Below are 20,679 nucleotides of genomic sequence, written 5' to 3' on the forward strand. Positions count from 1 at the left end.
CTCTATTGCAATGCGGCCGCATTTCCGACGGCGGGCCGGAATCCATGGATATTTTTTGGACAATCGGCCGCCGGGCGGCGACCGGAACGCCGAAAGCCCCGGCTGCGGGAGCCGGGGCTTTCTAGGCTGTCGAGGCTTTCGAGCAAGACCTGTCGGTCAGATGTTCACGCCGTGCGAGCGGAGGTAGGCGACCGGGTCGATGTCGGAGCCGTACTCGGGGCTCGTGCGGGCCTCGAAGTGCAGGTGCGGGCCGGTGACGTTGCCGGTGGCGCCGGACAGGCCGATCTGCTGGCCGGGGACGACCGACTGGCCCACCGCGACGGAGATGGAGGACAGGTGGCCGTACTGGGTGTAGGTGCCGTCGTGCATCCGGATGACGACCTGGTTGCCGTACGCGCCGCCCCAGCCGGCCTCGACGACCGTACCCATGCCGACGGCCTGGACGAGGGTGCCGCTCGCGGCGTGGAAGTCGACGCCGGTGTGGCTGCCGGAGGACCACAGCGCGCTGCTGGCCTGGTAGGCGGTGGAGACGTACGAGCCGGCGATCGGGGCCACGAAGGTGTTCAGGCGCTTGCGCTCGGCCTCACGGGCGGCGCGCTCCCTGGCCTCACGGGCGGCCTCGGCCCGCGCCTCGGCGCGCTTGACGGCGGCCTCCTCGGCCTTCTGCTCCGCGAGCGCCTCCTCGGCGGCCTGCTTCTGCGCGGCGGCCTGGGCGTCGATCTGCTCGGCGACGGAGTCGCCGATGGTGACGACCGGCAGCAGGCCGGTCTGCTCGGCCTCGGGCTCGGCGGCGAGGGCCGGCCCCGCGAGGGTGCCGATGACGCCGGTGGTGGTGAGCGCCGCGACGCCCGCCGCACGGGCGGTGCTGCGCTGCATCCGGCTGGGACGACGATGCTTCCCGGTGGCGCGCGTGAACGCCATGAAGTGGCTGGTCCTTTCCTTCCCTCTCGCCTACCGGGTTAGCTGACGGGTTCGGAGCAGGAAGGTCTCCTACGGACCCCCTCGCTTCACGCGCGGGCGTCCGATTCACCCCAGGGACTGCGATGGGTCCCCGGCTCCCCTGGCTCGCGCCGTAGGGGGACTCGGCGATGACTGTCCGGTGCCGCGGATGCGGCGCACTGCGTGACGAACAGCCCGGACGACACTAAGGGGATCATCTTTCGATCCTCTAATGGATCAGCGTTTTTGTAGCGCATGCCACAGGGCAGACGGGCAGCATCTCCTGCAATTCACAGCCAACTCGGACAAACGAGGGCCCTGATGACGCTCCGGTCACCAGGGCCCACGCGTGTGTGGCGCGAATTCGCCGTCCCTACTCGGCGCTCACCACGGTGACTTCACCGATGCCGAGGGCCTCCACGGGCTCCTTGATCTGCGCCGCGTCGCCGACCAGGACCGTCACCAGCCGGTCCACCGGGAAGGCGTTCACGACGGCCGCCGTGGCCTCCACCGTGCCGGTGGCGGCGAGCTGCTGATACAGCGTCGCCTGGAAGTCGTCGGGCAGATGCTGCTCGACCTGGTCGGCCAGCGTGCTCGCGACGGCGGCGGCCGTCTCGTACTTCAGCGGCGCCACCCCGACGAGGTTCTGCACGGCCACGTCCCGCTCGGCGTCGGTCAGCCCGTCCGCGGCGAGGGTGCGCAGCACCGTCCACAGGTCCGCCAGCGCCGGGCCGGTGTTCGGGGTGTCCACGGACCCGCTGATGGCGAGCATCGACACGCCCGTGCCGTCGGGCGCGGAGCGCAGCACCTGGCCGAAGGACCGCACGCCGTAGGTGTAGCCCTTCTCCTCGCGCAGGACGCGGTCCAGGCGGGAGGTGAGGGTGCCGCCGAGGCAGTACGTGCCGAGCACCTGGGCGGGCCACACACGGTCGTGGCGGTCGGGGCCGACGCGGCCGATGAGCAGCTGCGTCTGGACGGCACCGGGGCGGTCCACGACGACGACCCGGCCGGTGTCGTCGGCGGTCACCGCCGGCACGGGCCGCGGCGCGGCCTTGGAGCCCGTCCAGGCGCCGAGGGTCTCGCCGAGCAGGGCGTCCAGGTCCAGGCCCGTCAGGTCGCCGACGACCACGGCGGTGGCGGTCGCGGGACGCACATGCCGCTCGTAGAAGGCGCGCACGGCCGCGGAGTCGATCGCGGCGACCGTCTCCTCGGTGCCCTGGCGCGGCCGGGACATGCGCGATGCCTGCGGGAACAGCTGCCGGGAGAGCTCCTTGGCCGCGCGGCGGGCCGGGTTGGCCAGCTCGTGCGGGATCTCGTCGAGGCGGTTGCGCACCAGCCGCTCGACCTCGCCGTCGGCGAAGGCGGGCGCCCTGAGGGCGTCGGCGACCAGGCCGAGGGCCTTGGCCAGGCGGGAGGCGGGGACCTCCAGGCTGAGGCGGACGCCGGGGTGGTCGGCGTGCGTGTCGAGGGTGGCGCCGCAGCGCTCCAGCTCGGCGGCGAACTCCTCGGCGGAGTGCTTGTCGGTGCCCTCGGAGAGGGCGCGGGCCATGATCGTGGCCACGCCCTCCTGGGCGGCCGGCTCGGCGTCGAGCGGCGCGTCCAGCAGCACCTCGACGGCGACGACCTGCTGGCCGGGGCGGTGGCAGCGCAGCACCGTCAGGCCGTTGTCGAGCGTCCCGCGCGTGGGCGCCGGGAACGCCCACGGCCTGGCCTCGCCCGGCTTGGGCTGCGGGTGGAAGTCCATCGCGGCGAGCTCGGTCACTTGGCCGCCTCCTCGTCGTTGTCGTGGGCGGCCTCCACCGTGGCTTCGGCCTCCGGGTCCTCGGGGAAGTCCTCGTCCTCGGTGTGCTCCGCGGACTCGGGCGACAGCGGCTCGTAGACGAGCACCGCGCGGTTGTCGGGCCGCAGCCGCGCCGCGGCGACCTCGCGGACCTCGTCGGCGGTCACCTCCAGGACGCGCTGCACAGCGGTCAGGGCGAGCTGCGGGTCGCCGAACAGGACGGCGAAGCGGCACAGTTCGTCGGCGCGGCCCGCGACCGTGCCGAGCCGGTCCAGCCACTCGCGCTCCAACTGCGCCTGGGCGCGCTCCATCTCCTCGTCCGTGGGGCCCTCCTCGGCGAACCGGGCGAGCTCCTCGTCGATGGCCGCCTCGATGACGGGCACCTCGACGTCTCCGGAGGTCTTCACGTCCAGCCAGCCCAGCGAGGGCGCCCCGGCCAGCCGCAGCAGGCCGAAGCCGGCCGCGACGGCCGTACGGTCACGTCGTACGAGCCGGTTGTAGAGGCGGGACGACTCGCCGCCGCCGAGGACGGTCAGCGCCAGGTCGGCGGCGTCGCACGCGCGTGTGCCGTCCTGCGGCAGCCGGTAGGCGGCCATCAGCGCCCGCGCGGGCACCTCCTCCTCGACGACCTGGCGCAGCTGCTCGCCGATGACGTCGGGCAGCGTGCCGTCGCGCGGGGCGGGCTTGCCGTCGTGGCCCGGGATGGAGCCGAAGTACTTCTCGACCCAGGCGAGCGTCTGCTCGGGGTCGATGTCGCCGACCACGGACAGCACCGCGTTGTTGGGCGCGTAGTAGGTGCGGAAGAACGCGCGCGCGTCCTCCAGGGTCGCCGCGTCCAGGTCGGCCATCGAGCCGATCGGCGTGTGGTGGTAGGGGTGGCCCTCCGGATAGACGAGGGCGGTCAGCTTCTCGAACGCGGTGCCGTAGGGCACGTTGTCGTAACGCTGACGGCGCTCGTTCTTGACGACGTCGCGCTGGTTCTCCATGGACTCGTCGTCGAGGGCGGCGAGCAGGGAGCCCATGCGGTCGGCCTCCAGCCAGAGCGCGAGCTCCAGCTGGTGGGCGGGCATGGTCTCGAAGTAGTTGGTGCGCTCGAAGCTGGTGGTGCCGTTGAGGGAGCCGCCCGCTCCCTGCACCAGCTCGAAGTGACCGTTGCCCTTGACCTGGCCCGAGCCCTGGAACATCAGGTGCTCGAAGAGGTGAGCCAGGCCGGTGCGTCCCTTGACCTCGTGACGGGAGCCGACGTCGTACCAGAGGCACACCGCCGCGACCGGGGTCAGATGGTCCTCGGAGAGCACCACGCGCAGGCCGTTGGCCAGGCGGTGCTCGGTCGCTGTCAGGCCGCCGGAGCCTGCCTGGTCTGTGGCCGTGTGACCCATGGGCATGTACGTCCCTTCGATCGCGGATGCGGTTGCTGAAAACCGCTGTTCTCCTGCCGGTCCTGCCACTGTATGCAAGCGTGCGGACCGCCGGTGGAGTTCCCGGCCGCCGTACGCCCAGAGCGAGATCCCGTAGCCTGCGGACACACGCCGCCACTGGCGACGCGGGGTCCGGTCCGTCGTTGTCAGTGCCTAGGTCCACAATGGTCCGCGTCAGAATTCGTTCACGCTTCCGCCGGAGCGAGCCGAGGGGACGCGTCCCGTAGGCGAACGACCAGAGCAAAAGGAGCCAGGCAGCGATGGCCCGCCGCAGCACGAAGACCCCGCCGCCCGACGACTCGTTCGAGGAGCGCATCCTCGACATCGACGTCGTCGACGAGATGCAGGGCTCCTTCCTCGAGTACGCGTACTCGGTCATCTACTCCCGAGCCCTGCCCGACGCGCGTGACGGCCTCAAGCCGGTGCACCGCCGCATCGTCTACCAGATGAACGAGATGGGGCTGCGCCCCGAGCGCGGCTATGTGAAGTGCGCCCGCGTGGTGGGCGAGGTCATGGGTAAGTTGCACCCGCACGGCGACTCGTCGATCTACGACGCCCTGGTGCGCATGGCCCAGCCCTTCTCGATGCGCGTGCCCCTGGTCGACGGCCACGGCAACTTCGGCTCGCTGGGCAACGACGACCCGCCGGCCGCCATGCGGTACACCGAGTGCCGGCAGGCCGAGGCGACGAGCCTGATGACCGAGTCGATCGACGAGGACACGGTCGACTTCGTCCCCAATTACGACGGTCAGGAGCGGGAACCGGTCGCCCTGCCCGCCGCGTTCCCGAACCTCCTGGTCAACGGCTCCTCGGGCATCGCGGTCGGCATGGCCACCAACATGCCGCCGCACAACCTGCGCGAGGTCATCGCGGCCGCCCGCCACCTGATCAAGTACCCGAACGCCGATCTCGACGCCCTCATGCGCCATGTGCCGGGCCCGGACCTGCCCACCGGCGGCCGGATCGTCGGCCTGTCCGGCATCCGCGACGCCTACGAGACCGGCCGCGGCACGTTCAAGATGCGCGCCACCGTCTCCGTGGACTCGGTCACCGCGCGCCGCAAGGGTCTGATCGTCACCGAGCTGCCGTTCACGGTCGGCCCGGAGAAGGTCATCGCGAAGATCAAGGACCTGGTCGGCTCGAAGAAGCTCCAGGGCATCGCCGACGTCAAGGACCTCACCGACCGCGAGCACGGCCTGCGTCTGGTCATCGAGGTCAAGAACGGCTTCGTGCCGGAGGCGATCCTGGAGCAGCTGTACAAGCTGACGCCGATGGAGGAGTCCTTCGGCATCAACAACGTCGCGCTCGTCGACGGCCAGCCCCTCACGCTGGGCCTGAAGGAGCTGCTGGAGGTCTACCTCGACCACCGCTTCGAGGTCGTGCGCCGGCGCAGCGAGTACCGCCGCACCAAGCGCCGCGACCGGCTGCACCTGGTCGAGGGCCTGCTCACCGCGCTGGTGGACATCGACGAGGTGATCCGCCTGATCCGCTCCAGCGAGAACTCCGCGCAGGCCAAGCAGCGCCTGATGGAGCACTTCTCGCTGAGCGAGGTCCAGACGCAGTACATCCTCGACACTCCGCTGCGCCGCCTGACCAAGTACGACCGCATCGAGCTGGAGGCGGAGAAGGAGCGGCTGAACACCGAGATCGAGGAGCTGACCCGGATCCTGGAGTCGGACACCGAGCTGCGCAAGCTGGTCTCGGCCGAGCTGGCCTCGGTCGCCAAGAAGTTCGGCACCGACCGCCGTACGGTCCTGCTGGAGTCCGCGGGCTCCCCGGCGCCGACCGTGTCCCTCCAGGTCGCCGACGACCCGTGCCGGGTGCTGCTGTCGTCGACGGGGCTGCTGGCCCGTACGGCGAACGCCGAGCCGTTCGCGGAGGACGCCGACGGGCGGCGCACCAAGCACGACGTGATCGTCTCCGCGGTGCCCTCCACCGCGCGCGGCGAGGTGGGTGTGGTGACCTCGGCGGGCCGGCTGCTGCGGATCAACGTGGTCGACCTGCCCCAGCTGCCGGACACCGCGGCCGCGCCGAACCTGTCGGGCGGGGCGCCGCTCGCGGAGTTCGTCTCGCTGGAGGACGACGAGACGGTGATCTGCCTGAGCACGCTCGACGAGTCCTCCCCGGGCCTGGCGATCGGCACCGAGCAGGGCGTGGTCAAGCGCGTGGTCCCGGACTACCCGGCGAACAAGGACGAGCTGGAGGTCATCACCCTCAAGGAGGGCGACCGGATCGTCGGCGCGGTCGAGCTGCGCACCGGTGAGGAGGACCTCGTCTTCATCACGGACGATGCCCAACTGCTGCGCTTCCAGGCCTCGCAGGTCCGCCCGCAGGGCCGGCCCGCGGGCGGTATGGCGGGCATCAAGCTCACCGACGGCGCCAAGGTCATCTCCTTCACGGCCGTCGACCCGGCGGTGGACGCGGTGGTGTTCACGGTCGCGGGCTCGCGCGGCACCCTGGACGACTCCGTGCAGACGACGGCCAAGGTGACGCCGTTCGACCAGTACCCGCGCAAGGGCCGGGCCACCGGTGGTGTGCGCTGCCAGCGGTTCCTCAAGGGCGAGGACTGTCTGTCCCTGGCCTGGGCGGGCGCCGCTCCTGCCCGCGCCGCGCAGAAGAACGGCACCCCGGCCGAGCTGCCGGAGATGGACCCGCGCCGGGACGGCTCGGGCGTGTCCCTGGCGAAGACGGTGGCGGCGGTGGCGGGACCGGTCTAGAGACCGGGTTCGGCCTCCTGGTCGTCCGCGTCGCGTACGTAGCGCAGAACGCCCCACATGCCGTGCTCGTCGGCGTGTGGGGTGTCGCTCGTGCAGGCCTCGAGCTCCTTGTCGAGAGCGGGCGCGTCGATCCCGGCGCCGATGAGGACGAGCTGTGTGAGCCGCGCGTCGTCGGCCGGCCACGGCTCCGGCTCGAACCGCAGGAACCGCCCCACGGCATGGACGCCGTAGCGGTTCCCTGTGTCGTACGGTCCGAAGTCGACGTACCCCTTGATCCGGTACAGCCCCTCGGGACGGCTGTCGAGGAACGCCATCAGCCGGCGCGGGTCCATCGGGGTCCCGGAGGTGAACGACAGGGTGTCGTAGCCCGAGTGGAGATGACCCGCGTGGTCCTCGTCCGGGTCGTGCTCGTGGAGGTCGTCGAAGGACAGCTGCCCGATGCGTTCCTCGCTGGGCCGGCAGTCGAAGAGGAACTCGGGGTCGAGACGGCCGTACGAGGCCGGGACGACGGCCGCCTTGTCGGCGAGGGAGCGCACGAGTGCGAGGAGCCGTTCGCCGTCGGCGGCCCGGTCGGTCTTGTTGACGACGACGAGGTCGGCGAGGGCGAGATGCCGGTCGATCTCGGGGTGCCGCGCGCGAGTGGCGTCGAACTCGGCGGCGTCGACGACCTCGACCAGCCCGCCGTACACGATCCCCGGCAGCTCGCTGGCGAGCAGCATGCGCACGAGTTCCTGAGGTTCGGCGAGTCCGCTGGCCTCGATGACGATGACGTCGATGCCGGCCGTGGGGTGGGCGAGCCGCTCCAGATAGACGTCGAGTTCGCTCGCGTCCACCGCGCAGCACAGGCAACCGTTGCCGAGGGAGACGGTCGAGTCGCCGAGCGCGCCCGCGACGGCCATGGCGTCGATCTCGATGGCGCCGAAATCGTTGACGATCGCGCCGATACGACTGCCTCCGCTGTGGTGCAGCAGATGGTTGAGCAGCGTGGTCTTGCCGGAACCCAGGAATCCGGCAAGCACGACGACGGGGATCTGCCGCGGACGGTGACCCAATGTGCGACCTCTCTCACGCCCGGGCGCGCACCGGATCGCGACCGTGCACGCCGTCGAGGATTGAATGCCGCCCCAGGATACGAGCCGCAGGAATCACCGCGAAGTGAACGATTGTTAGCAGCATTTGCGGGGCAGACGTCTGGCAAGGTGCCGGGGCGTGCGGCGGGCGTGCGACCCTCGCTTCCCTCCGTGCGCCTCCTTCCTCCGCCTCCCCGCCGATCAGAGCCGCTCGGCACCCTGGAGGTGGCACGCGCCGCCCATCGCTCGCCGGTTCCCATCAGTCGACCCGCATCCCGACGACCGGCGGACGGTGCCTGATTCGGGGGTTGACATGGCCACACGGAAGCACCTCACGGGGAGGCTGAACTCCGCCGCAACTGCCCTTCTGATCTCCGCCACCACCCTGACGCTGGTCGCCCGCAGGCGCCGCCTCGACGAGGCGCGGCTGGAGCAACGACGGCTGGAACTCGAAGAACTGGCCGTCCGGCGCAGGGCGTTCGCCCATCAGCAGCGCATGCACTGGGAGCTGCTGGCCAGGGCGATCGACGACCCTTCGCTGGCGGCGGTGATCGACACCTACGACAAGAGCATCCCGGCGGACAAGCGCCGCCAGTTCTTCTACGCCAACGCCTGGTACGCCTATCTCTTCCATCAGTACCGCGCCGAGGTCCTGGACCAGCACGAGCTGTACACGGTGCTGCGCGAGTTCTTCCAGAGTCCGCTGTTCCGGGAGTACTGGGAGGCGTCGAAGGCTCAGCGCGCGACGCTGAAGCGGTCGTCCGACGAGGCCAGGATCGGACGCATGGTCGACGGACTCGTGCAGGAGCTGGACGACGCCGACACGGACGAGTGGTGGGTTGTGGGGCACCCGCCGGCCGACTGAACGTGCCCTGTCGGCTGTCAACTCACCTTCATCGCTGAACGTGCCCCTGCCGGCTGTCAACTCACCTTCATCACTGACCCGGCAGGGTGTCTTTGGCACGTCTGCGCCCGTGCGTCCCTCCGGTCCCAGTACGGTGCTGTCCCAGAACTGTGCCCAGCCCGCCTAAGGACCGGTACCCCCTTGAAAATCGTGCGCCGCATCGGTGTGCCCCCGAGCGCCCGAGGTAGTAACTCTGGAGCCAACTGCCCGGACCTGTTCGAGCTGAGCGACGGCAATTTCGCCGTCATCGGCACCGAAGCCACCGAGGCGCTGGAGCGTGAACTCCCCTCCGATGCCTCCCGCGCCGACTACGAGCGCATCGTCATCGTGAGCCGGGAGACGCTGATCCGCGCCAAGGCAGACATCCCGGACGCCTGATCCCACACGGACGTCTGATCCCACACGGGCGCGTGTCCCCACAGGACCCCCGTCCCCGTGGGAAACCCACCCGACCGCATGTGACAACCGAGCGAATCGGGTACCGACCCGGCGAGCAGCCCGGCATCCCGTCCTGCTCGCCCCCCTCGATGTGGCCTGGCGCCCAGATCGGCACCGGGCCACACGCATGTCAGGCGACCTGCTGCGCCTCGGGCACCGCCACGGGCGGCACGGGGCCGACGTACCGCGCCACCGGGCGGATGATCTTCGGGTCCTCCGCCTGCTCCAGGATGTTGGCGCTCCAGCCCACCACCCGCGCGGCAGCGAAGGTCGGCGTGAACATCTCGCGCGGCAGCCCGCACAGCTCCATGACCAGGCCCGCGTAGAACTCGACATTGGTGTGCAGTTCCCGGCCGGGCTTCAGCTCGGCCAGCACCGCCTCGACGCCCCGCTCCACCTGGACGGCGAAGTCCACGCGCGCGCCGCCGAACCCCTGCGCGATCGCCCGCAGCATCCGGGAACGGGGGTCCTCGGTGCGGTAGATGGCGTGCCCGAAGCCCATGATGCGGTCGCCGGCGAGGACACGCTCACGCACCCAGGTGTCGATGCGGTCCGGGGTGCCGATGGCGTCCAGGGTGTCGAGCGCCCGGCTGGGGGCGCCGCCGTGCAGCGGCCCGGACAGGGCGCCGACGGCCCCCACGAGACAGGCGGCGATGTCCGCGCCCGTCGAGGCGATCACGCGTCCCGTGAAGGTTGATGCATTGAATCCATGGTCAATGGTTGAGATCAAGTATTGCTCGATCGCCCTGGTACGCCGTGCGTCCGGCTCCTCGCCGGTCAACATGTACAGGTAGTTGGCGGCGTACGACAGGTCCTCGCGCGGCGGGACCGGGTCGAGCCCCTTGCCCAGCCGGTGCAGGGCCGTCAGCAGCGTGGGTACGGCGGCGGTCGCCGTCACCGCGTCCGCGCGGCGCCGGCCGGCATCGATGTCGTACACCGGCCGGAATCCCTGGGCGGCGCCCAGCAGGGACAGCGCGGTGCGCAGGCCCGCGAGCGGGCCGGAACGGCCGCCTGCCGCGGCGATCGCGGGCAGCGCCGCGGCCACCTGGTCGGGCAGCCGCCGCAGCGCGGCGGTCTCGGCGGCGAAGGCGGCGCCGCGGTCGGCGTCGGGGAGCTCGCCGTGGACCAGGAGATGCCAGACGTCCTCGAAGCTGCGGGTCTGCGCGAGTTCGACGGCGGAGTACTGGCGGTAGTGGTAGAAGCCCTCGCGTCCTCGTACGTCGCCGATCTGGGTGTCGGTGACGACGACGCCCGCGAGTCCTCGCGGTACGTCGACAAGAGTTGCTGCGGACCGGTTGACGGACATGTTTCCTCCCTGGACTTGATTCGACTGTCCATGGTTGACTGAGAGTCTGTCAATATTGATTGAATCAATACATAATCAATCTGTCGTGGATCTGGATACGGTGGCCCCCATGCGTGATCAGCAATCCGGTGCCGGCCCCGCGGAGCGACGGCTGAGCACCAAGGAGGCCGCCGAACTCCTCGGCGTGAAGCCCGAGACCGTGTACGCGTACGTCAGCCGCGGGCAGCTCAGCAGCCGACGCGCGCAGGGCGGCCGGGGCAGCACCTTCGCCGCCGAGGAGGTCGAGGCACTCGCGCGCCGCAACAGGCGGGAGAGCGCGGCGACCCAGGCGTCCGGCGGTGAGCTGTCCGTGCGCACCCGCATCACGCTCATCGAGAAGGACCGGTACTACTTCCGGGGCGTGGACGCGGCCGAGCTCGCCGCGCGCCACTCCTACGAGGAGATCGCCGAGTGGCTGTGGACCGGGCGGCTGCGCCCGGGGATCACCTTCGCCGCGCCCGCGGCCTCGGTGGCCGTGGCCCGCCGCGCGGTCGACGCCCTGCCGGAGCACGCGGGCCCCACCGACCGGCTGCGCGTCGCCGCCATCGCCGCGGCCACCGCCGACCCGCTGCGGTTCGACCTGTCCGAGGAGGCCGTGCTCGGCACCGCGCGCACCCTCATCCCCACGCTTGTGGCCGCCCTGCCCCCGGTGCGGGGCGCGCGCCAGGACGAGGGCCCGCTGGCACTGCGTCTGTGGCCGCGGCTGAGCGGCAGACAGCCCGACGAGGCGTCACTGCGCGTCCTGGACACGGCGCTGGGCCTGCTGGCCGACCACGACCTCGCCGCCTCGACCCTCGCAGTGCGCGTGGCGGCCTCCGCCCGCGCGCACGCCTATGCCGCGGTCTCGGCGGGCCTGGGCGTGATCGAGGGCCCGCTGCACGGCGCGGCCAGCGGGCTGGCCCACCGCATGCTGCTGGAGGTGCTCGACCAGGGCGACGCCGCCCCTGTGGTCGCCGACGAACTGCGCGCGGGCCGTCGCATCCCCGGCCTCGGCCACCGGCTCTACGCGGGCGAGGATCCACGCGCGCGTGCCCTGTTCGCCCTCCTGGAGGAGATCCCGAACGCCCAGCCGGCGCTCGCCGCCGCCCGGGACGTCGTGGAGACCACCGCCCGGCACACCCCGCTGCACGCCAACGTGGACCTGGCTCTGGCGGTGCTCACCGTGTCCTCCGGGATGCCCGCGACGGCCGGCGAGACGATCTTCGCGGTGGCCCGTACGGCGGGCTGGATCGCCCATGCACTGGAGGAGTACGGCGAGCGGCCCCTGCGGATGCGGCCGAGCGGCCTGTACGGGGGGCCCAGACCGCCGCAGCCGCTTCCCGAGTAGGCGCCTCCGAGGAGGCCGGGCGAACCGCACCAGTCACTCCGGCAACAGGACAATTGACCCGGCCCCCGTCGGGACACACACGCGACAACAGGTCACGGTGCGGCAACTCAGGTTAGGCTCACCTCTGTGAGTGCGTGTGCGACCGTCTCGCGGGACTTCGACGAGCCCGTCGCCGGGACCGCGGCCCCGGCGACGACCTGGCTGCTGCTGGAACAGCCGGGCCCGTGGGGTGCCCGTGCGCTCACCTCCAGCCATCTCGACCCCGCCCTGGGCCGGGCCCTGGAGGCCGCCGCCAAGGGCACGGGCGTGCGCATCGCGCTCATCCGCCGCTCCGGACGGCACGCCGACAGCCACTTCCCCGCCGCACGCCGGGTGTACGTGTCGCACACCGTGCCGGGCAGGGTCTGGCTGCGCGAGGCCACCGTCACCGACCCGCACCGGCTGCTCGGCCTCGACTTCGCCGCCCTCGGCAGGGGAGAACACAGCTCCTTCGACGCCGCCCTGGAGGGCCGCCCCCACACCGACGGCCCGCTGGCCCTGGTGTGCACCAACGGCAAGCGCGACCGCTGCTGCGCCCTGCTGGGCCGGCCGCTCGCGGCCGAACTCGCCTCGTCCGGGGTCGGCGGCGTCTGGGAGGTCACCCATCTGGGTGGTCACCGCTTCTCGCCCACCGTGCTCGTCCTGCCGTACGGGTACGCGTACGGGCGCGCCGAGGCCCACACCGTCAGGGAGGTCCTGCACGGCGTACGGGAGGGCCGGATCGTGCTGGACGGCTGCCGGGGTGCCTCCGCCTGGGAGCGGCCCGGGCAGGCGGCCGAGCTGGCCGTGCGCGAGGCGGTGGGCGAGGACGCGGCCGAGGTGCTCACCGTCGTACGGACCGACGGCGCGGCTCCCCGCTGGGAGGTGACCGTCGCGCACGTGGACGGCCGCCACTGGCGTGTGAGCGTCGCCCAGGGCGCCTCCCAGCCGCCCCGCCCCGAAAGCTGCGGGACCTCGATCCTCGGGGCGCCCGCGCGGATGGACGTGGTGTCCGTGCGCGAGCTGGCGACGGCGGCGCTGGCGAGCTGACGCCCCTTGATCATGGGTTGATCAGCAGTTGATCAGGGCCGTTCGTCAGGAAGTCTTGATCAAGAGATCAACCCCACACCATTGCGGCGGCCCGGGCCCGGCCACGTACCGTCATGGTATGAGCCCCACTCCCCCCGCACGCCGCCTGCGGCTCGGCCTGCCCCGCCGGGTGTTCTCGCAGGTGCTGCTCATGCAGGTGGCGATCGCCGCGGGAGTCGCGGTGCTCGCGACCGGTCTCTTCCTCGCACCGCTCAGCGACCAGCTGGACGACCAGGCGATGCGCCGGGCCCTGGCCATCGCTCAGACGACCGCCGCACAGCCGCAGATCGCCGAGGACGTCGTCGGCACGCCCGCGACCGTCGACGGCCCGGTCCAACGGGAGGCGGAGCGCATCCGCCGGGCCACGGGGGCCGAGTACATCGTCGTGATGGACCGGCGCGGCGTGCGCTGGTCGCACACCGAGCCCCGTGAGGTCGGCCGGAGGGTCTCCACCGACCCCAGCCAGGCGCTCGCCGGCCATGAGGTCATGGAGATCGACGAGGGCACGCTGGGCCGCTCGGCGCGCGGCAAGGTGCCGTTGCGCGACGGCGAGGGCGACATCGTCGGCGCGGTCTCGGTCGGCATCGCCTACGACAGCGTGCGGGCCCGGCTGATCCATGCGATCCCCGGACTGTTCGCCTACGCGGGAGGCGCCCTGGCGGTCGGCGCGCTGGCGGCCTGGCTCATCGCCCGCCGGGTGCAGCGGCAGACACGGGACCTGGCGTTCTCGGACATCTCCGGCCTGCTGGCCGAGCGGGAGGCGATGCTGCACGGCATCCGCGAGGGCGTCGTCGCCCTGGACCGCTCCGGGCGCGTCCGCCTGCTGAACGACGAGGCGCAGCGGTTGCTCGGCATCGGCGACGAGGCCGTGGGTCGCTCCCCCGACGAGGCGCTCGGCGAGGGACGCACCGCCGACGTGCTGGCGGGGCGCGTCACCGGGACCGACCTGCTGACGGTCAGCGGCCCGCGGGTGCTGGTCGCCAACCGGATGCCGACCGACGACGGCGGCGCCGTCGCCACCCTGCGCGACCGCACCGAGCTGGAGCAGCTCGGCCGTGAGCTGGACTCGACCCGGGGCCTGATCGACGCGCTGCGCGCGCAGGACCACGAGCACGCCAACCGCATGCACACCCTGCTGGGCCTGCTGGAGCTGGAGATGTACGACGACGCCGTGGAGTTCGTCGGCGAGGTCGTCGGCGACCATCGGGCCACCTCCGAGCAGGTCACCGAGCGCATCCACGATCCGCTGCTGGCCGCCGTCCTGGTCGGCAAGGCGACCGTCGCCGCCGAGCGCGGGGTGGCCCTGTGGGTGTCCGACCGCACCCGGCTGCCGGACCGGCTGGTCGATCCCCGCGGTCTGGTCACGATCGTCGGCAATCTGGTGGACAACGCCCTCGACGCCGTCGCCGGGACCCCGCACGCGCGCGTGGAGATCGAGCTGCACACCGAAGCCCGCGCGGTCGTGCTCCAGGTACGGGACACAGGGCCGGGCATCCCGCCGGAGCAGCGTGAGGTGATCTTCACCGAGGGCTGGTCCACCAAGGAGCCTCCCGCCCACCGGGAGCGGGGCATCGGGCTGTCCCTGGTCCGCAGGCTGGCCGAGCGCCATGGCGGCAGTGCGACGGTGGGCGAGGCTCCGGGCGGGGGCGCGGAGTTCACGGTCGTCCTGCCCGATGCGCTCACCGAGCCCGCCCTGGAGGCGGCCGTGACCGTGCCGTCCGGCGAGACCGACGTCCCCGAGGAGTCGCGATGATCGAGGTGCTGGTCGTGGACGACGACGTCATGGTCGCGCGCGTGAACGCCGCTTACGTCGACAAAGTGCCGGGCTTCCACGTCGCGGGCGAGGCGCACAGCGCCGCCGAGGCACTGCGCAGGCTGGAGGAACTGCCCGGCCTCGACCTGGTCCTCATGGATCACTACCTGCCGGACGAGACGGGGCTCGAGGTCGTCCGGGAGATGCGCCGCCGTGGCCACCGTACGGACGTGATCATGGTGACGGCGGCCCGGGACGTCTCCACCGTGCAGGAGGCCATGCGGCAGGGGGCGTTGCAGTACCTGGTCAAGCCGTTCGCGTTCGCGGGGCTGCGCACCAAGCTGGAGGCGTACGCGCAGTTGCGCCGGACCCTGGACGGCGGCGGCGAGGCCGAACAGGCCGAGGTCGACCGGATCTTCGGCGCCCTGTCCGCCCCTTCGGAGCCCGACCTGCCCAAGGGCCACTCCCCCACGACCGCAGAGCTGGTGCGGCAGGCGCTGATGCACGCCGAGGGCCCGCTGTCGGCCCAGGAGATCGCCGAGCGCACCGGGGTGAGCCGGCAGACCGCCCAGCGCTATCTGAAGCTCCTGGAGCGCACGGGCCGCGCCACGCTCACGCTGAAGTACGGCGACGCGGGCCGCCCCGAGCATCGCTACGTCTGGGCGAAGCGCCCCTGAGACGCGCCCGAGGCGCCGCTACGCCGCCCCGGCCCCGGTGAGCGACCGCACCTCGGTCTCCGCGTGCTTGGCCTCGTCCGCCTCCTCGGTGGAGGTCACGGTGCCGAGCCACCCGGCCAGGAAGCCCAGCGGGATGGACAGGATGCCGGGGTTCTGCAGCGGGAAGAGCTGGAAGTCGACGCCCGGGAACAGCGCGTCGGGGCTGCCGGACACCACCGGCGAGAACACCACCAGCAGCACGGCCGGCACCAGCCCGCCGTAGACCGCCCACACGGCGCCACGGGTGGTGAAGCCGCGCCAGAAGAGCGAGTAGAGCAGCACCGGCAGGTTGGCGGAAGCCGCGACGGCGAAGGCCAGGCCGACCAGGAACGCGACGTTCAGCTCCCGGGCCAGCAGGCCGAGCGCGATCGCGACCACACCGATACCGACCGCGGCGATCCGCGCCACGGCCACCTCGCTGCGCGGCTCGGCGCGCCTGCGCCGCAGGGACGCGTACAGGTCGTGGGCGACGGAGGCGGACGAGGCCAGCGTGATCCCCGCGACCACCGCCAGGATCGTGGCGAAGGCGATGGCGGCGACGATCGCGAACAGAACCGTTCCGCCGGTGGAGTCCGCGCCGCCGCCCAGATCGAGCGCCAGCAACGGAACGGCCGTGTTCCCCGCGGCGTTCGAGCTACGCACGGCGTCCGGGCCGACGATCGCGGCCGCTCCGAAGCCCAGCACGATGGTCATCAGGTAGAAGCCGCCGATGAGCCCGATCGACCACACCACCGACCGCCGGGCGGCCCGCGCCGTGGGCACGGTGTAGAACCGCGACAGGATGTGCGGCAGCCCGGCCGTGCCCAGCACCAGGGCGATGCCGAGGCTGATGAAGTCGAAGCGGGCGGTCCAGTCCCCGCCGTATCTCAGCCCGGGCGCCAGGAACCGGTCGCCGTGCCCGCTGCGCTCGGCCGCGCTGCGCAGCAGATGGTCGAAGTCCCCGTGGAACCGCACGAGTACGAGCACGGTCAGGGCGATCGTCCCGCCCATGAGCAGGACCGCCTTGACGATCTGGATCCAGGTGGTGGCCCGCATCCCTCCCATCGACACATAGATCACCATGAGCGCGCCGACGCCGATGACCGTCCAGGACTGCGCCGCCTCGCTCGTACCGCCCAGCAGCAGCGCGACCAGGCTGCCCGCACCCACCATCTGCGCCACCAGATACAGAACGGACACCACCACCGAGGAAGTTCCCGCCGCGATCCGCACCGGTCGCTCACGCATCCGCGCGGCGACGACGTCGGCCAGGGTGAACCGGCCGCAGTTGCGTACCAGTTCGGCGACCAGGAACAGGACCACGAGCCAAGCGACCAGGAAGCCGACCGAGTACAGCAGCCCGTCGTAGCCGAACAGCGCGATGAGACCGGAGATGCCGAGGAAGGAGGCGGCCGACATGTAGTCACCCGCGATGGCAAAACCATTCTCCATGGGTGAGAACAGCCGTCCGCCGACGTAGAACTCCTCTGCGGAGCCATGCCGGTTGCGGCTCACCCATGTCGTGATGCCCAGGGTGACGGCGACGAACGCGCTGAACAGCACCAGCGCCAGCGTCTGGTGATCGTCCGTCACAGGCCACCGCCTCGCACACCGCGGGCCAGTTCCTGGGTGTCCCAGCGCAGTTCGAGGGCCGCGCGGTCCCGGCGCAGCCGGGCGTGGCGGGCGTAGGCCCAGGTGAGGACGAAGGTCGTGAGGAACTGGCCGAGCCCGGCGAGCATCGCCACGTTCACCGCGCCCACGACCGGCCGGGCCATCACCCCGGGCGCGGTGGTGGCGGCGACGACGTACCCGAGGTACCAGACGAGGAAGCCGACGACGGCCGGCACCACGAACCTGCGGTACCGGCTGCGCACCTCCTGGAAGGCCGCGCTGCGCTGGACCTCCAGATACACGTCCGCCGCGGCGAGGGCGCCGTCCCGGCCGTCCCCGCGCGCGGAGGGCACGGCACCGGCGGTCTCACCCGCCTCGCCCCAGCCCGTGGCGAGCGCGTCGTACCAGGGGTCGTCGTACCCCGCCGGGCCGGACGGATCGGCGGCCTTGTGCTGCCGAGCGCCGGGGCGGTCCGCCGGTGTCGCGGGACCGTCCCCGCCCGCGCGGGGACGACCATGGGTTGAGTGCATGCCCAAGGATGGACAGAACGGGAAGATCCCCACTCTTCTTCCTTGGGCTGTTCACCCCTTCAGGTGACCTGAGCCCGCGCGGGCCGCGCTCAGGCGTCGATGCGTGAACGGTCCAGCGTCGCGGCCGAGCTGGAGATGAACTCCTTGCGCGGTGCCACGTCGTTGCCCATGAGGAGGTCGAAGACCTGCTCGGCCGCCTCCAGGTCGGAGAGGTTGATCCGGCGCAGCGTGCGGTGGCGCGGATCCATGGTGGTCTCGGCCAGCTGGTCGGCGTCCATCTCGCCCAGACCCTTGTAGCGCTGGATCGAGTCCTTGTACCGGATGCCCTTGCTCTGGAACTCCATGAGCTTGTCGCGCAGCTCACGGTCCGAGTACGTGTACACGTACTTGTCCTGGCCCTTCTTGGGCTGGGTCAGCTCGATCCGGTGCAACGGAGGTACGGCGGCGAACACCCGGCCGGCCTCGACCATGGGCCGCATGTAGCGCTGGAACAGCGTCAGCAGCAGACAGCGGATGTGGGAGCCGTCCACATCGGCGTCGGTCATCATGATGATCTTGCCGTAGCGGGCGGCGTCGATGTCGAAGGTGCGGCCCGAGCCGGCCCCTATGACCTGGATGATCGCGCCGCACTCGGCGTTCTTCAGCATGTCCGTGACGGACGACTTCTGGACGTTGAGGATCTTGCCGCGGATCGGCAGCAGCGCCTGGAACTCGGAGTTCCGGGCGAGCTTGGCCGTGCCGAGCGCGGAGTCTCCCTCGACGATGAACAGCTCGCTGCGGTCGACGTCGTCGCTGCGGCAGTCGGCCAGCTTGGCGGGCAGCGAGGAGGACTCCAGGGCCGTCTTGCGGCGCTGGGCGTCCTTGTGCTGCCGGGCGGCGATCCGCGTACGGGCCGCGGCGACGACCTTCTCCAGCACCACGCGCGACTGCTGCGCTGCATCGCGCTTGGTGGCGGTCAGGAACGCCTTGAGCTCCTTGGAGATCACGTTGTTCACGATGCGGCGGGCCGCCGAGGTGCCGAGCACCTCCTTGGTCTGCCCCTCGAACTGCGGCTCGGCGAGCCGGACGGTGACGACTGCGGTCAGGCCCTCCAGGGCGTCGTCCTTGACGACGTCGTCCTCGGCGACGCGCAGCAGCTTCTTGGCGCGCAGCACCTCGTTCATCGTCTTGGCGACGGCCTGCTCGAAGCCGGCGACATGGGTGCCGCCCTTGGGCGTGGCGATGATGTTGACGAACGACCTGAGGGTCGTCTCGTAGCCGGTCCCCCAGCGCAGCGCCACATCGACGCCGAGCTCGCGGGTGACCTCGGTCGGCGTCATCTGACCGTGCTCGTCCAGGACGGGGACGGTCTCCTTGAAGGTGCCCTGTCCGGTGAAGCGGAGGACATCGCAGATGGCCTTGTCGCTCGCCAGGTACTCGCAGAACTCGCTGATGCCGCCGTCGTAGCGGAAGGACTCCTCGCCCTTGCTGCCGCCCTCGCCGAGGCCGTACTCGTCGCGGACGACGATGGTCAGGCCGGGCACCAGGAACGCGGTCTGCCGGGCGCGCTGGTGGAGCGTCTCCAGATTGAGCTTGGCGTCCTTGAGGAAGATCTGGCGGTCGGCCCAGTAGCGCACGCGCGTGCCGGTACGCGTCCTGGGCAGCTTCTTGGTCTTGCGCAGTCCGCCCTTGGCCTCGAACGTGGCGTCCGGGCCGTTCGCCGCGAAGGCGCCCGGGACGCCGCGGCGGAAGCTGATGGCGTGGGTGTGGCCGCTGCGGTCGACCTCGATGTCCAGCCGCGCGGACAGGGCGTTGACCACGGAGGCACCGACGCCGTGCAGACCGCCGGAGGCGGCGTAGGAGCCGCCGCCGAACTTGCCGCCGGCGTGGAGCTTGGTCATGACGACCTCGACACCGGACATGCCGGTCTTGGGCTCGACGTCGACCGGGATGCCACGGCCGTTGTCCCTCACCTCGACCGAGGCGTCGTCGTGGAGGATCACCTCGATGTGGTCGCAGTAGCCACCGAGGGCTTCGTCCACGGAGTTGTCGATGATCTCCCACAGGCAGTGCATGAGACCGCGGCTGTCGGTGGATCCGATGTACATACCCGGGCGCTTGCGTACGGCCTCGAGCCCCTCGAGGACGAGCAGGTGCCGCGCGGTGTAGTTGGAACCGTCCCGGTCTGCTCCTGCCAGCAGCGCTGTGGACGGCACGGACGTCTCGGCGGTCACGCGGTTCGCTCCTCGCTGAATTTCAGGTGGGGCCCTTCTGGGTAAGGGCACGGCTTCGGTCGCCGCTCAGAGGGTACCGAGGCCTGGTAGAGCCGTTGTAACGCCACCCTCACATGGAAGACAGACTAGTCCACGGTCGCATAGGTGTTCGATCCCTCGAAGGGGTGAAGTGCACATCACGTTCCCTTCCAGGCATGAACCATTTAGGCTCCGGGCACGTCCTCATGAACAACCGGCAACCCAGCCGGGGGGACCGAAACCGAAGACAGCGCGAACCCGTACGACACAGAGACACGCAATACGGCACATTCGCCGCCAACCGGCAGCAGACAGCCACTCGGAAGATTTTTTCGAGAGAAAGCCCCGAGCGGGAACGATTTCGGGCTGGTTGGATGTTGACCCTGGTACGACAGCTCGTCGAGCTAGAGAAGAGGCGACGTGACTACTGTTCTGACCCCCGCGAGCCCGCTGACGGCCGCTGATCGCTGCGACCGCTGCGGCGCCCAGGCATACCTGCGCGTCGTCCTGCTGAGCGGCGGAGAACTGCTCTTCTGCGCCCACCACGGTCGCAAGTTCGAGCCGGAACTCAAGAAGATCGCCGCTGAGATACAGGACGAGACTGAGCGGCTCACTGCCGCTCCGGCATCCGCCTCGGAAGAAGAGCACTGACCATTCGCGTCCACGACGAGCCAGCACCGGCCAGGCCGGTGAACGGGCGGGGGGGCCCCGGCCCCCCCCCCTCCACCCCCCCCACCCTCTCCGCCTCGGCAAAGAAATCGAACGTGAGATACAACCCCACCAACACATCGCCCACCAGCGACAGCACGACCCA

General features: G+C 71.1%; 16 protein-coding genes and 1 riboswitch. Of the genes, 8 read left to right on the forward strand and 8 right to left on the reverse strand.

Annotation, left to right across the window (positions count from 1 at the left end; genetic code table 11):
• Window positions 1-156: 156 nt before the first annotated feature.
• From ACIQ6Y_RS05955 to ACIQ6Y_RS05965, 3 genes are all read right to left on the reverse strand, one after another.
• A complete protein-coding gene (locus ACIQ6Y_RS05955) occupies window positions 157-921 on the reverse strand; it encodes a M23 family metallopeptidase (RefSeq protein ID WP_404033459.1) in 765 nt (254 codons plus the stop codon).
• A 12-nt stretch (window positions 922-933) separates the two neighbouring features.
• Window positions 934-1,098, reverse strand: a riboswitch (cyclic di-AMP (ydaO/yuaA leader).
• A gap of 214 nt (window positions 1,099-1,312) precedes the next feature.
• The gene (locus tag ACIQ6Y_RS05960; protein ID WP_404033461.1) at window positions 1,313-2,701 is read right to left on the reverse strand and encodes a M16 family metallopeptidase; all 1,389 of its coding nucleotides are present in this window, start codon (window positions 2,699-2,701) and stop codon (window positions 1,313-1,315) included.
• Entirely contained in the window at window positions 2,698-4,104 is a 1,407-nt protein-coding gene (locus ACIQ6Y_RS05965; protein ID WP_404033463.1) for a M16 family metallopeptidase, read from the reverse strand. Before ACIQ6Y_RS05965 ends, ACIQ6Y_RS05960 begins: the two co-directional genes overlap by 4 nt.
• 293 nt (window positions 4,105-4,397) lie before the next feature.
• On the opposite strand from ACIQ6Y_RS05965, the gene ACIQ6Y_RS05970 reads away from it, so the two are divergent.
• Window positions 4,398-6,854: a DNA topoisomerase (ATP-hydrolyzing) subunit A gene (locus ACIQ6Y_RS05970; protein WP_404033465.1), complete on the forward strand. Its 2,457-nt coding sequence runs from the start codon at window positions 4,398-4,400 to the stop codon at window positions 6,852-6,854.
• Here the strand turns inward: ACIQ6Y_RS05970 and ACIQ6Y_RS05975 are convergent.
• Window positions 6,851-7,906 carry a CobW family GTP-binding protein gene (locus tag ACIQ6Y_RS05975; protein ID WP_404033467.1) on the reverse strand — a complete coding sequence of 352 codons (1,056 nt, stop codon included), beginning with the start codon at window positions 7,904-7,906 and terminating at the stop codon, window positions 6,851-6,853. The two genes, ACIQ6Y_RS05970 and ACIQ6Y_RS05975, sit on opposite strands and share 4 nt — an antisense overlap.
• 331 nt (window positions 7,907-8,237) lie before the next feature.
• On the opposite strand from ACIQ6Y_RS05975, the gene ACIQ6Y_RS05980 reads away from it, so the two are divergent.
• Window positions 8,238-8,789, forward strand: coding sequence for a DUF6082 family protein (locus tag ACIQ6Y_RS05980; RefSeq protein WP_404033469.1), 552 nt, complete (start codon window positions 8,238-8,240; stop codon window positions 8,787-8,789).
• 180 nt (window positions 8,790-8,969) lie between these two features.
• Window positions 8,970-9,206 (forward strand): hypothetical protein, encoded by a 237-nt coding sequence (locus ACIQ6Y_RS05985; RefSeq protein WP_404033471.1) that lies wholly within the window; start codon window positions 8,970-8,972, stop codon window positions 9,204-9,206.
• A gap of 190 nt (window positions 9,207-9,396) precedes the next feature.
• Here ACIQ6Y_RS05985 and ACIQ6Y_RS05990 read toward each other — a convergent pair whose 3' ends face one another.
• Window positions 9,397-10,572 (reverse strand): citrate synthase, encoded by a 1,176-nt coding sequence (locus ACIQ6Y_RS05990; protein ID WP_404033473.1) that lies wholly within the window; start codon window positions 10,570-10,572, stop codon window positions 9,397-9,399.
• A gap of 109 nt (window positions 10,573-10,681) precedes the next feature.
• On the opposite strand from ACIQ6Y_RS05990, the gene ACIQ6Y_RS05995 reads away from it, so the two are divergent.
• The 4 genes from ACIQ6Y_RS05995 (at window position 10,682) to ACIQ6Y_RS06010 (ending at window position 15,475) form a co-directional block, all read left to right on the forward strand.
• A complete protein-coding gene (locus ACIQ6Y_RS05995; protein WP_404033475.1) occupies window positions 10,682-11,938 on the forward strand; it encodes a citrate synthase in 1,257 nt (418 codons plus the stop codon).
• 126 nt (window positions 11,939-12,064) lie between these two features.
• Window positions 12,065-13,006, forward strand: coding sequence for a sucrase ferredoxin (locus ACIQ6Y_RS06000; protein WP_404033477.1), 942 nt, complete (start codon window positions 12,065-12,067; stop codon window positions 13,004-13,006).
• A gap of 118 nt (window positions 13,007-13,124) precedes the next feature.
• Window positions 13,125-14,798, forward strand: coding sequence for an ATP-binding protein (locus tag ACIQ6Y_RS06005; protein WP_404033479.1), 1,674 nt, complete (start codon window positions 13,125-13,127; stop codon window positions 14,796-14,798).
• Complete coding sequence (locus ACIQ6Y_RS06010; RefSeq protein ID WP_404033481.1) at window positions 14,795-15,475, forward strand: response regulator; 681 nt, start codon at window positions 14,795-14,797, stop codon at window positions 15,473-15,475. The genes ACIQ6Y_RS06005 and ACIQ6Y_RS06010 overlap by 4 nt, the downstream gene beginning before the upstream one ends.
• Window positions 15,476-15,493: 18 nt before the next feature.
• Here the strand turns inward: ACIQ6Y_RS06010 and ACIQ6Y_RS06015 are convergent, their stop codons facing one another.
• From ACIQ6Y_RS06015 to ACIQ6Y_RS06025, 3 genes are all read right to left on the reverse strand, one after another.
• Window positions 15,494-17,086 (reverse strand): cation acetate symporter, encoded by a 1,593-nt coding sequence (locus ACIQ6Y_RS06015; protein WP_404033483.1) that lies wholly within the window; start codon window positions 17,084-17,086, stop codon window positions 15,494-15,496.
• Window positions 17,083-17,634 (reverse strand): DUF485 domain-containing protein, encoded by a 552-nt coding sequence (locus ACIQ6Y_RS06020; protein WP_404033485.1) that lies wholly within the window; start codon window positions 17,632-17,634, stop codon window positions 17,083-17,085. The genes ACIQ6Y_RS06015 and ACIQ6Y_RS06020 overlap by 4 nt, the downstream gene beginning before the upstream one ends.
• A gap of 89 nt (window positions 17,635-17,723) precedes the next feature.
• A complete protein-coding gene (locus tag ACIQ6Y_RS06025; protein ID WP_404033487.1) occupies window positions 17,724-19,847 on the reverse strand; it encodes a type IIA DNA topoisomerase subunit B in 2,124 nt (707 codons plus the stop codon).
• Between the two features lie 438 nt (window positions 19,848-20,285).
• Between ACIQ6Y_RS06025 and ACIQ6Y_RS06030 the strand changes: the two genes are divergently transcribed.
• Window positions 20,286-20,516 carry a hypothetical protein gene (locus ACIQ6Y_RS06030; protein WP_399650806.1) on the forward strand — a complete coding sequence of 77 codons (231 nt, stop codon included), beginning with the start codon at window positions 20,286-20,288 and terminating at the stop codon, window positions 20,514-20,516.
• The last annotated feature ends 163 nt before the right edge of the window (window positions 20,517-20,679 follow it).

Origin of the sequence: Streptomyces sp. NPDC096205 (assembly GCF_044763135.1) — a bacterium.
In the GTDB taxonomy this organism is placed as follows: Bacteria; Actinomycetota; Actinomycetes; order Streptomycetales; family Streptomycetaceae; genus Streptomyces.

Excerpts from the sequence above, each read along its gene's own strand:
- ACIQ6Y_RS06020 (WP_404033485.1), bottom strand. The coding sequence starts at position 17,634 with ATGCACTCAACCCATGGTCGTCCCCGCGCGGGCGGGGACGGTCCCGCG.
- ACIQ6Y_RS05990 (WP_404033473.1), bottom strand. The coding sequence starts at position 10,572 with ATGTCCGTCAACCGGTCCGCAGCAACTCTTGTCGACGTACCGCGAGGA.
- ACIQ6Y_RS06005 (WP_404033479.1), top strand. The coding sequence starts at position 13,125 with ATGAGCCCCACTCCCCCCGCACGCCGCCTGCGGCTCGGCCTGCCCCGC.
- ACIQ6Y_RS05955 (WP_404033459.1), bottom strand. The coding sequence starts at position 921 with ATGGCGTTCACGCGCGCCACCGGGAAGCATCGTCGTCCCAGCCGGATG.
- ACIQ6Y_RS05995 (WP_404033475.1), top strand. The coding sequence starts at position 10,682 with ATGCGTGATCAGCAATCCGGTGCCGGCCCCGCGGAGCGACGGCTGAGC.
- ACIQ6Y_RS05980 (WP_404033469.1), top strand. The coding sequence starts at position 8,238 with ATGGCCACACGGAAGCACCTCACGGGGAGGCTGAACTCCGCCGCAACT.
- ACIQ6Y_RS06010 (WP_404033481.1), top strand. The coding sequence starts at position 14,795 with ATGATCGAGGTGCTGGTCGTGGACGACGACGTCATGGTCGCGCGCGTG.
- ACIQ6Y_RS05970 (WP_404033465.1), top strand. The coding sequence starts at position 4,398 with ATGGCCCGCCGCAGCACGAAGACCCCGCCGCCCGACGACTCGTTCGAG.
- ACIQ6Y_RS05965 (WP_404033463.1), bottom strand. The coding sequence starts at position 4,104 with ATGCCCATGGGTCACACGGCCACAGACCAGGCAGGCTCCGGCGGCCTG.